Genomic DNA, 11,065 nt, shown 5'->3' on the forward strand with positions numbered 1-11,065 from the left:
GACTCGGCTCTACAACGGACCGCGCGGGAAACTGTCAGAGGCTGGGCGGTGCCGGAGTGCGGGGTGTCAGCCGCATGGATGCGGCTGCCAAGCCTCCATGGACGGATTTACGGCGTCCCCGCACTCCGGCACCGCCCAGCCAACCCACGGAACGCACGCTGTTGCTGTTGCGTCTGATGTTGCCGGCCAGCGGCCGGCACTACCGCGGGTGCAGGGCGCAGCCCTGCCGATACCCCTACCGCACCGGGACGTCGTACGCGGTGCCGGGATCCGGTTCGGGCTGCAGGGTGTAGTGCCACCACTCCTGCGGATAGTTGACGAAGCCACGGCGCGCCATCGCCTGCACCAGCTGCTGGCGGTTCGCCTGCTGCACAGTGCTCAGCCCGCTCGTCCGGGTATGCGCGCGCGGGCCAAAGAAATCGAAGTCGGTGCCCATGTCCAGCGGCGTGCAGGCGCCAGTGCGGCAATCCAGCAGGCCAAGATCAACCGTGGCGCCACGACTATGGCCAGAACGCTCGGCGATGTAGCCGTCGGCAAGCAGCCGTGGCTTGTCCAGGTCCGGGTACTGCTGTGCCTTGCGCGAGAGTTCGCGCGGATCGTTCACCCAGGCCATGAAGGCCTGCACCGAGCGCACCGGCCGGTAGCAGTCGTAGAGGCGCAGGCCAAAGCCCTGCGCGCGCAGATCCTGTTCTACCTGCGCCAGCGCTTTCGCCACGGGCGCCAGCAGGTAGCAGGATGGCGCCTCATAGCCGGGCACGCGCGCGCCGGTGAAGTTGTTGGCATTGGCGTATCGGATGTCCATGTCGATGCCTGGCGACAACGTGCGGATCTCCACCAATCCGGCGCTGGCCGCATCAGTGGCCGGCGAAACGCGCGGTGGCTCAGCGGCGTTGGCGGTCGCCGCCAGGGCAGTCGCCAGTACGAGTGAAATGCAGGTCCTGGAAGTCATAGCTGAAGTCGATGTCAGGATCGATGGCGCGCAGGTCCAGTGTCGGCGCCGGGCCCTGGCCCGGCTGCAGCCACGCCTGCGCCTCGTCACCCAGCGTATCCCAGCGCAGCAGCCAGCGCCCCTGCAGTTGCAGCACGGCCGCTTGCAGCCTGGGCGACTTGTCCACGCTGAAGCGCAGGCCATCCTTGCCCGGGCACAGCGAAGCCGTGCCCAGCCAGGGGTCGGAGTAGCGGCCCTGCCAATGCGGCAGGTCATTGCCGCGTGCCGGCTGTGCGGCGGTGGTCGCTGGCCGTTGATGGCCAGATGCTGCCTGCGCTGCCCGGTCAGCCTTCAGTTCGGCCAGGTACTCCATCGCAGGGCGCGCATCGTCTGGTGCGGTGAAGCGCTTCAGCATGGCCTGCATCAGCGCCGTGCGTGCATCCTCGCCTTCGCCGTTGATCAGCATCACCACGCCGACCCTGCGGTCAGGAAGCAATGCCAGCGACGAGTACATGCCCGACAACGTGCCGGTATGCGCCACCTTCCACTGCCCGTCCATGTCCGACACCCGCCAGCCATATCCATAACCATAGAAATGCGCGTTGTCCCAGCGCCGCTGGCGTTCACCCAACGGCATCGGCATGTGCAGGGTCCACAGCGTGCGCCGCTGCTCGCTGCCCAGCCAGTCCGGCACCAGCGCGGGATCGAGCAGTACCTGCATCCAGCGTGTCATGTCGCGCAGCGAACAACGGATGCCACCCGCCGCCATCGAGGGCAGGTCCGGGCTGATTGCAGCATCGGCGTTCACCACCTCGTTGCGTTCACCACGCCAGGCATGCGGCTGTGCCACGTTGCCCACGCGTTTCACCGACCACGCACCCACCTGGCAGCGCGTCATGCCCAGTGGTTCGAACACCTGCTCGCGCATCAGCTGGTCATACGGCTTGCCACCCGCTGCCGCCGCCACTTCGCCGGCCACCACATACATCAGGTTGTCGTAGGCATAGTGGCTGCGGAAGCTGCTGACCGGCTTGAGATGCGCCAAGCCGGCGATGATGTCGGCGCGGGTGAACGCGTTCGGCTCCGGCCACAGCATCAGGTCCCCGGCGCCCAGGCCAAGGCCACTGTTGTGGATCAGCAGGTCGCGCACCTGCATCTGCTCGCCCACCCACGCATCGTGCATGCGGAAGCCCGGCAGATGCCGCTGCACCGGATCATCCCAGCGCAGCGTGCCCTGCTGCACCAACCTCGCCAGCAGCGCAGCGGTCATCGCCTTGCTGTTGGAGGCGATCTTGAACAGCGTGTCCTCGTCGATGCGGCCGCCATCGCCGCGCGCCCCCTCTGCATGGCGATGGACCACCTGTCCGTTCTCGACCACCGCCAACGCCAGCCCAGGCAGATGCTCGGCCCGGACCACGGTCGCGATGTCGGCCTCGATGGCTGCACTGTCGACCGACGAAGCGGACGGTGCGGCCAGTGCCGCCGCGAGGATCAGCAGGTGGTGCATGCGGGCAGCCCCTCCATTGCCCGCGCCGTCACGGTGGACGGCGCGGATCGTGGCCTCAGAAGTTCCAGGTCACCACCAGCTGGGTGTAGCGCGGTGCCTGCCAGCGCGTACCGGTAGCGAACGTCGCCTCGCGATACTGGCCGGGCTGCGCCTCGTAGCGCTGGTGCACGTTGATGGTCTTCTGGTTGTTGAACAGGTTGTACACCGACAACCGGGCGCTGAGGTCGATGCCCTCCACCGGCAGGCGCCAGGTCACGTTGGCGCCCATGGTCCAGGTCCACGGCAGGCGACCAAACGCGCCGCGCGGGCTGTACTCGAACTGGCGCTGGTTGTACGGGCCCGAACAGTTGGCCACGCACAGCCAACCGGTGCCACCACCACTGCCTTCACTGGACGTGCTGCCACCGGCGATGGAGTCGTTCGGCCACATCACGCCGTAGGCGGTGATCGGGCCACCGGACTGCACCTGCAGCGTGGTGCCGAACGACCACTGCTTGTTCAGCGCATACGCGGCACGCAGCTTGAACTGATGGCGGAAATCGTTGAACAGAACACCATAGCGTTCATTGGTGGCCGGGTGGTCCCAGAACTGCACCATGCCGGTGTCGCCGTAGTTGGTATCGGAGTTCACCGGGCCTTCGAAGTTGCCCTCGCTCTTCGACCACAGGTAGGACGCGTTGAACATCCACTTCTCGTCCCAGGCGCGGTCGATCTGGAACTCCAGCGCCTTGTAGGTGCGCTTGGGCTTGGAGTAACCGATCACCTCGCCACTGCCGCCCTTTCGATAGCCGCTGTTGGCGGTGTCGATGGTGATCCAGCCTTCGTTGGCGCAACCGATGCTCTTGTCGCCCCAGATCGTCAGGCTCTCGCCCGGGTTGGCGATCGGCCACAGCGTGCTGGGGGTCGGGCCGCACGGGGTGTAATTGATGCGGATGTCATCCAGCGCGCGGGTCATGCGCCGGTAGGTGGCATTGACGCCCCACGACCAGGCCTGGTTGATCATGTTCTGGAAGCCCAGGATGTATTCGTCCTGGTAGACCGCCTTCAGGTCGCGGTCCACGCTCTGGCGCAGGTCGGCACCGCCGGTGTTCATGCGGGTGTCGGTCGGCCCGATCTGCTGGCCGACGATCGGTGCCATGTACGGCGAACCGGTCGGCGAGGTTTTCTGCTCCCAGCCGTTCAGCACGTAATAGCTGTATTCGTCGGTCAGGCCACCGGCGAAGTTCACATTGATGTTGTTGGTGACCGGCAGGTAATAGCGGCCGGCGTTGCCGAACAGCTTGGTGCTGCCATCGCCGCGCATGTCCCACGAGAAGCCGACGCGTGGCGCGATCAGGTCGTCCATCTTGATGAACGCTTTGCCGGCAGCGGTGCGGTTCTCGAAGCGGTCCCAGCGCACGCCGAGGTTCAGCATCAGGTTCGGGGTGATGTTCCAGATGTCTTCCAGATAGAAGGCATTGGCCTCGGTCTCGAAGGTGCCGCCGGAGCGGCGGTTGCGAGCGCGCAGCATCTCGGTGACGCCAGCCGGTACGTAGGCGTTGGCGCCATCCCACACTTCATCGCCGGGGCGCGCCACGTAGGCGGTGTAGCTCAGCTCGGTCGGCCCTGGATAACGGGTGGACTGCTTGGTGGTCATCAGTTCGCGGTCGACACCGAAACGCAGCAGGTGATCACCGAGCTGCCATTCGAAATCCAGGCGCGCGACATCGCGGGTGTCATCGCGCTCGGCCACCGCCGCGCCGGTCGGGTGGCAGCCCGCGCGCAGCCCCTGCAGCTTGCCCAGCCGCGGGCCGTAGGTGCTGTCGGTGAACACCGGGCTGCAGGCCTGGTCCAGCGACGAGTTGGTGAAGGCACGCTGCTTGTTCTGGCCGACCATGGCGCGCGCGGTGAAATTCTGGCCGAAGTGGCCGGTGTAGGTGGCCGACCAGTTGCGGCCGCCGGTCTCGGTGACCGAGTCGCCACCCCAGGAACCGATCCGGTCCGCATTCCAGTTGTAGCCGTACGACGCGTTGGTGACATCGCCCTCGTCGGAGAACGCCAGCAGCGCCAGGCTGTGGTTGTCGTTGATGTTCCAGTCCAGCTTGGTGCCCCAGAAGCCGTTGCCGGAGTCGTTCTTGAACCAGGTACTGCCATCGGACGAGGTGTTGTGGCCCTTGTCGCTGCGGTCCTCGTACATCGCGAACAGGAACAGCTTGTCCTTGATGATCGGCCCCGAGCCCCAGACGTTGGTCTTCAGGAAGGAGTTGTTGTCGCGGCTGCCGTAGGAATGCGGAGTACCGTCACGGTGGAAATGATCGCCGCCACTGGCGCGCCACGCACTGGGCTCGGCGGTGACTTCAACACCGCCCTCGAATTCGTTGCTGCCCGAACGGGTCACGGCATTGATCACGCCACCGGTGGAGCGGCCGAACTCGACCGAGTAGCCACCGGTCTTGACCTGGAATTCATTGAAGAACGCGAACGGCGCGGTGCTGAAGCCACGACGGGTATACATGTCGGTGACATTCAGGCCGTTGATGAAGACCGCATTCTCGGCCACCGATGAACCGGCGAACGACAGGCCTCCGAATGACGAGTTGCCGCCGACCACGCCCGGCGCCATCAGCGCGACCGCGGACAGGTCCTGCGCCACCGGCAGCCGCGAGATCTCCTGGCGGTTGATGTTGAACGAGGTTTCGGTGGAGTACACATCCACGCGGTTGACCACGCGGGTGCCGACCACCTGCAGTGCATCCAGGTTGGTGACACCGCCGCCGCTGCCCAGGTTGACCGTGGTGGTACCGCCGACGGCCACGCTCACCGATACCTGGTCGCCCAGCTTCTGGCCATCGCGGCTGAGCTGCAGCTGGTAGTCGCCCACCGGCAGCTGGCCGAGGCGGTAGCTGCCATCGGCGCCTACGGTGACGGTACGGGTCAGGCCGGTGCTGCTGCTGACCACGGTCACCTGGTCACCGGCGGTTGCACGGCCGGCGACTGCACCGCTCACGTTCTGTGCCATCGCGATGCCGGGCAGCACTACGCCCAGACACGCCCCGAGGGCGACGCACAACGCCGCCCGCTTGATGCTGTAAGCCTTCATCCCCTGCTCTCTCCTGCAAGAATTGAATGGTGTGGAATGCGATGTGTCGCGCTAGCGTTGCCTGGCTGGCAGTACCCGCCACTGGAAGTCGTAGCTCCATTGGTCGAAGTACAGGTTGCCGCCTGCCCACTCGGCCTCGCCGCGCTGCGAGTCGACCGTTTCCGAGCGGAAGTGCTGCTTGGCCGGCACGAAGGGCTGGCCGAAATCGTCGTTGAAAGCAATGCGGTAGCCGTCGAGGCCACCCAGATAGAAATCGCGCAGTGCCGGCACATCGCTGGCAAGCGCGCCGGTGGTCACGTCCATCGGCAGCCAGCCGTATGGCGCCAGGTAGACCTGTCCCCAGTCATGCAGGTTGTTGTAGCCGCTGCCGTCGCTGGAGAACACCATGCCCGACTGCCAGCGTGCAGGAATGCCGTTCATGCGCAGCAGCGCGATCAGCAGCAGGGTCTGCTGCCCGCAATCCGCATGGCCGGCGCGCAGCGCATGATCACTGATGTTGCTGAGCGTCGAGTATTCACGCGCACCGGCCCATGGAATGCGGTCCACGGCGGCAAACAGCTTGCGCACCACTTCATAGGGGCGCGTCTCGCCCTGCAGCACCTGCTCGGAGAACAGCTTCAGCGCCGGGGTGAAACGCACATGCGGCAGCTGCTCGGCCAGATAGGGCTTCAATGCGGGATCATTCGGGGTGGCCTGCACCTTCGCAGGATCGATCGCGGTGTGTCGCGCGAAGACCGTTACCGCATAGCGGATCTCGAACCGGGTCGGCTTGCCGGCTACGGCTTTGGCTTCCAGATAGGCGGTGCGCTGCAGGGTACTGGCCGGTGCCACCCGTGCCTTGCCCGGGGCGCTGCCCAGCCACTGCACCTGTTCCTGCTGGCCGGGGATCTCGCGCGGGTATGGAATCCAGGCACGCACGGTTTCGCCGGCTGGCACAGCGTCGGCCTTCACCGTGAGCGACTGGGTGAATTCAATGCGCTGCGGCAGTACGGACGCCTGGCCACTCTGTTCGGCTGCGGCAAGCACGCGCGCGTGGTGCGCGTTGAGCACTTCGTTCGGGCCCGGCGCCGGCATCGGTGCATCCGCGCGGCGGCGTGCGCGTGCTTCGTCGCTGAGCAGGAACAGGTTCGACGGTGCGCGCTTGAAATACCAACGCGTACCATCGATATCGAGATGCTCGATCAGGCCGAGTTGATCCCACCGCGCGAACTCCTCGTCGGTCAGATCGGGAATCCAGCGGCGCACGGCCGCCTTGGCGGCGGTTTCGTCGAGGGAAAAATCCTGGCGGATGCGGCGCATGCGCTCACGCTGGAACGCGCCTTCGGCAGCATCGCTCCCGGCCGCCAGCAGCGCATCGGCGTCGCTGAAGCGGCCGCTGTCGATCAGGTCGATCACCTGCGTTTCGCGCGCACGCTGCTGGCTGCTGCGCCCGTCTGCCGCCTGCGTGGCCGACGCCCACAGCAGCAGCGCGGCACACAGGCCGGCAGCAGCAGGCAGACGCGGTTTGCGAACGGCAGGATCCACAGCGACACTTCCCCAGCGCGGGTGGTAACGGCTGTGTAACACGGGCCGGGATGTCGGTCAATAATTTATTCTTGCTTTCGATGCCAAAAGGAATAAATATTCCAACAGGCATTCGAGGAGGGTGTGCACCGCATGAGCCTGGCTTCCCGCGAACCGCACCGGCGTTGGCCGCGCCGGTTGACCCTGGCCCTGTGCCTGCTGGCCGCACCGGCCTTTGCACAGGCGGCACCACCGCCCGACCCGGGTGCGCCGCTGCCCTATGTGATCGGCCTGCACGAGGCCTACCTCACCCCGCAGTACTGGGCCGCGCGCCTGGACAACGCTGATGCGCCGATTCTGGATCGCGCGCAGATCGAGGCGCAGAACGCGCGGATGCGGGCGCAGGACAACCATATCCAGGACATCGCCACACTGCCCGCCCAGCTTGATGCGGCGACGGTGCGTGCCAGCATCAGCGCGCTGTCCAGCTGGCCCACGCGTGCACTGTTCAACGAGACGGGCCAGGCCATCGCTCCCGCGCTGCGCAGCGGCATCGAAGCCAACCTCGGCCTCGATGCGATTCCTGCCCAGGTGGCACCGGCCTATGGGCTGGTGGTGAAGCGCGCGGCACTGCGTACCTTCCCCACCCGCGAGCGCGTCTTCAGCACCGCCGGTGACACCGACATCGACCGCTTCCAGGAATCGGCGCTGTTCCCCGGCGACAAGGTCGCGGTGGTTCACCGCAGTGCCGACGGCCGCTGGCTGTTCGTGCACAGCGAGCGCTACAGCGCGTGGATCGAAGCCGACGCCATCGCCAGCGGCGACAAGGCCACGGTGCTCGGCTATGGCGCGAAGGGCCCGTACCGCATTGTCACCGGCGCCACCGCGCAGACCGCCTACACCCCGGAGGAACCGCGCGTATCGCGCCTGCAGCTGGACATGGGCGTACGCCTGCCGGTGCTGGCCGACTGGCCCGCTTCAGAACCCGTGAACGGCCAGCAGGCGCATGCCTCGTGGGTGGTGCAGCTGCCGGTGCGCGAGGCCGACGGGCGTCTGAAGCTCGTACCGGCGCTGCTGCCGCGCTCGCAGGACACCGCCGCCGACTACCTGCCGCTGACCCCGCGCCTGCTGCTGCAGCAGGCCTTCAAGTTCCTTGGCGAACGCTACGGCTGGGGCCACGACTACGACACCCGCGACTGCAGCGGGTTCGTCTCCGAGATCTACCGCAGCTTCGGCGTGCTGCTGCCGCGCAATACCAGTGCACAGGCGGTCAGCCCGGCACTGGATCGCCTGCCGTTCACCGACAAGGTCGGCAAGGCCGCGCGCGACCGTGCGGTCACCGAACTACAGGTCGGCGACCTGGTCTACATCCCCGGCCACGTGATGATGGCCATTGGCCACGTCGACGGCCGCACCTGGGTGATCCACGATACGGCGGGCGGCAGCTGGTTCGGTGCCGACGGCAGACGTGTGCAGGCCCATCTCAATGGTGTTTCGGTCACGCCGCTGGAGCCGATGATGGCCAGCGATACCGTCCGCTACATCGACCGCATCACCAACATCCAGCGCCTGCGGGCCAAGACCCCCTGAATGAAGATCACTGCCATCGAACTGGGCATGCTGCGCGTGCCGCTGAAGACGCCGTTCAAGACTGCCCTGCGCACGGTGGAAACCGTGGAAGACGTGGTCGTACTGATCCGCACCGACACCGGCAACACCGGTTACGGTGAAGCCCCGGCCACCGCGGTGATCACCGGCGATACGCACGGCTCGATCATCGAAGCGATCCGCCACTTCATCGCCCCGCGCCTGATCGGCCAGGACGTGGTCAACCTCAACCATCTGTGCACGCTGGTGCAGACCGCGATGGAGCGCAACACCAGCGCCAAGGCAGCGGTGGAGATCGCGCTGTACGACCTGTGGGCGCAGCTGCACGGTGCGCCGCTGTACCAGATGCTCGGTGGTGGCGACCCGGTGATCACCACCGACATCACCATCAGCGTGGACTACATCGACAAGATGGTGGCCGATTCGCTGTCGGCCATCGAGCGCGGCTTCGAGTCGCTGAAGATCAAGGTCGGCAAGGACATCGGCCTGGACATCGAACGGGTCAAGGCCATCCATGCCGCCGTGGAAGGCCGCGCCCTGCTGCGCCTGGATGCCAACCAGGGCTGGACCGCCAAGCAGGCGGTGCATGCGATGCGTACGCTGGAAGAGGCCGGCGTGGTACTGGAGCTGCTGGAACAACCGGTGAAGGCGGCTGACATCAGCGGCCTGAAGTACGTCACCGATCGCGTCAACACGCCGGTGATGGCCGACGAAAGCGTGTTCAGTCCCAGCCAGGTGATGGACCTGATCCAGCAGCGCGCGGCCGACATCATCAACATCAAGCTGATGAAGACCGGCGGCCTGTCCAACGCGATCCGCATCGCCGACATCGCCGGCATCTACGGCGTGCCGTGCATGATCGGCTGCATGATCGAGTCGAGCATCAGCGTGGCTGCCGCCGTGCACCTGGCCGTGGCCAAGAGTGATGTGATCACCAAGGTTGACCTCGACGGTCCCTCGCTGGGCCAGTTCGACCCGGTCAGCGGCGGCGTGCATTTCAACGAATCGGAGATCAGCATCAGCGACGTACCGGGGCTGGGCATTACTGAGGTGCGTGGGCTGGAGATGCTGGGGTGATTTGCGCCTTGCGGCTGGCTTGGTCCTCAACTGATCCTGGGTCGCGCGTTACTTTTCTTTCCGCGGAAAGAAAAGTAACCAAAAGAAACGCTCCGCCGGCCGCGAGCCGACGTGCTGCGCACGCCGGTACCCTGCGCTCCTCGGTCCGTCGAGGGACGGCGCGGAACTCGCTGCGCTCAAACACCCGCGCCTCTTCGCCCTCGCCGGACCTGCGGTGCTCGGCTCGCTTGAAGGCGGACTCAACGACAGCTCCGGGTAGATCCACGCCACGCGTGGATGCTCCTGCTTCTGCTCTACCTCGTATCCTCTTCGCGGCTGGCACGCGCGCGATCTGTCCGGGGTCGGGCGGGCGGGGCTTGCGGGGGTGTCCGCCGCATGGATGCGGCGGCCAAGCCTACACGGACGTACTTGCGGCGTCCCCCGCAAACCCCGCCCGCCCGAGCCACCACATAATCTGCTCTATGCTGCCAACCGCAACGCGCCTACACATGCCCGGACACCCCGCATGCCGCCCCTGCTGAAGATCCGTTCCGAGCGCGGGCAGATGTCGGCCATCGAGCGCCGCATCGCCGACTTCATCCTCGACAACGCCCACCTGCTGCGCGACTACTCGTCCCAGCAGCTGGCCAGCGCGCTGGGCATCAGCCAGTCCAGCGTGGTGAAGTTCAGCCAGAAGCTCGGCTTCAAGGGCTACCCGGACCTGAAGTACTCCATCGGCCAGGATGTCGCCCGTGCTGGCGCCGATCCGCAGCAGGCCCCCAGCGAACCCGACAGCGGCGACGACTACCTGCGCCTGGGCGACACCCTGCGCCGCAGCAAGGCACAGGCCGAAGAGGAAACCCGCCAGGCCAACCCGCGCGAGGAGATCGAGCGCATCGTGCAGCTGCTCGACGGCGCGCCGAAGCTGTTCGTGTACGGCCTGGGCGACGACGGCCTGTTCGCGCGCGAGTTCGCCATGCGGCTGTCGCTGCTCGGCCTGCTGGTGGTGCCGCATACCGACCCGATCCTGATGCTGGCCAACCTGTCGGCCGCGCGCCCCGGTGATGCGCTGCTGGTGTTCTCCGAATTCGGCAACCTGCCTCAGCTTTCGCAGCTGTCGCGCCAGTTCCAGGACATGGGTGGCAAGGTGATTTCCATCACCCGCCATACCGCCAACCCGCTGCGCGCGCATGCTGACGCAGCGCTGGTGGTGTGTGCGCACGAACGCACGCCGCAGGTCGCGCAGCTGCTGTACCGTAGCGCCATGCACGCCCTGCTCGATTTCCTGTTCGTGCTGCTCTGCCACACCAATCCGGACCGCCAGCAGCAGCTGGCGGTGAACCTGGAGCGGATCGACCACCTGCTGGATTCCTGACCGGAGCAC

At 66.3% G+C, this 11,065-nt stretch carries 7 protein-coding genes; 3 read left to right on the forward strand and 4 right to left on the reverse strand.

The window, feature by feature from the left end:
• Nucleotides 1-235: 235 nt before the first annotated feature.
• The 4 genes from AC5P9N_RS07675 to AC5P9N_RS07690 are packed head-to-tail and all read right to left on the reverse strand — an operon-like array spanning nucleotide 236 to nucleotide 7,038.
• The gene (locus tag AC5P9N_RS07675; protein ID WP_087803659.1) at nucleotides 236-949 is read right to left on the reverse strand and encodes a M15 family metallopeptidase; all 714 of its coding nucleotides are present in this window, start codon (nucleotides 947-949) and stop codon (nucleotides 236-238) included.
• Nucleotides 882-2,435 carry a serine hydrolase domain-containing protein gene (locus tag AC5P9N_RS07680; RefSeq protein ID WP_099484926.1) on the reverse strand — a complete coding sequence of 518 codons (1,554 nt, stop codon included), beginning with the start codon at nucleotides 2,433-2,435 and terminating at the stop codon, nucleotides 882-884. Before AC5P9N_RS07680 ends, AC5P9N_RS07675 begins: the two co-directional genes overlap by 68 nt.
• A 55-nt stretch (nucleotides 2,436-2,490) precedes the next feature.
• A complete protein-coding gene (locus tag AC5P9N_RS07685; protein WP_099484927.1) occupies nucleotides 2,491-5,514 on the reverse strand; it encodes a TonB-dependent receptor in 3,024 nt (1,007 codons plus the stop codon).
• 51 nt (nucleotides 5,515-5,565) lie between these two features.
• On the reverse strand, nucleotides 5,566-7,038 hold the full coding sequence (locus AC5P9N_RS07690; protein ID WP_099484928.1) for a transglutaminase-like domain-containing protein: 1,473 nt from the start codon (nucleotides 7,036-7,038) through the stop codon (nucleotides 5,566-5,568).
• 132 nt (nucleotides 7,039-7,170) lie between these two features.
• Here AC5P9N_RS07690 and AC5P9N_RS07695 point away from each other — a divergent pair, with 132 nt between their 5' ends.
• From AC5P9N_RS07695 to AC5P9N_RS07705, 3 genes are all read left to right on the forward strand, one after another.
• Complete coding sequence (locus tag AC5P9N_RS07695; RefSeq protein WP_099484929.1) at nucleotides 7,171-8,607, forward strand: C40 family peptidase; 1,437 nt, start codon at nucleotides 7,171-7,173, stop codon at nucleotides 8,605-8,607.
• Nucleotides 8,608-9,702, forward strand: coding sequence for a dipeptide epimerase (locus tag AC5P9N_RS07700; RefSeq protein ID WP_005412042.1), 1,095 nt, complete (start codon nucleotides 8,608-8,610; stop codon nucleotides 9,700-9,702).
• A 505-nt stretch (nucleotides 9,703-10,207) separates the two neighbouring features.
• Complete coding sequence (locus tag AC5P9N_RS07705; RefSeq protein WP_049459316.1) at nucleotides 10,208-11,056, forward strand: MurR/RpiR family transcriptional regulator; 849 nt, start codon at nucleotides 10,208-10,210, stop codon at nucleotides 11,054-11,056.
• Nucleotides 11,057-11,065 lie beyond the last annotated feature (9 nt).

This window comes from Stenotrophomonas sp. YJH_SMC_6 (assembly GCF_059371335.1).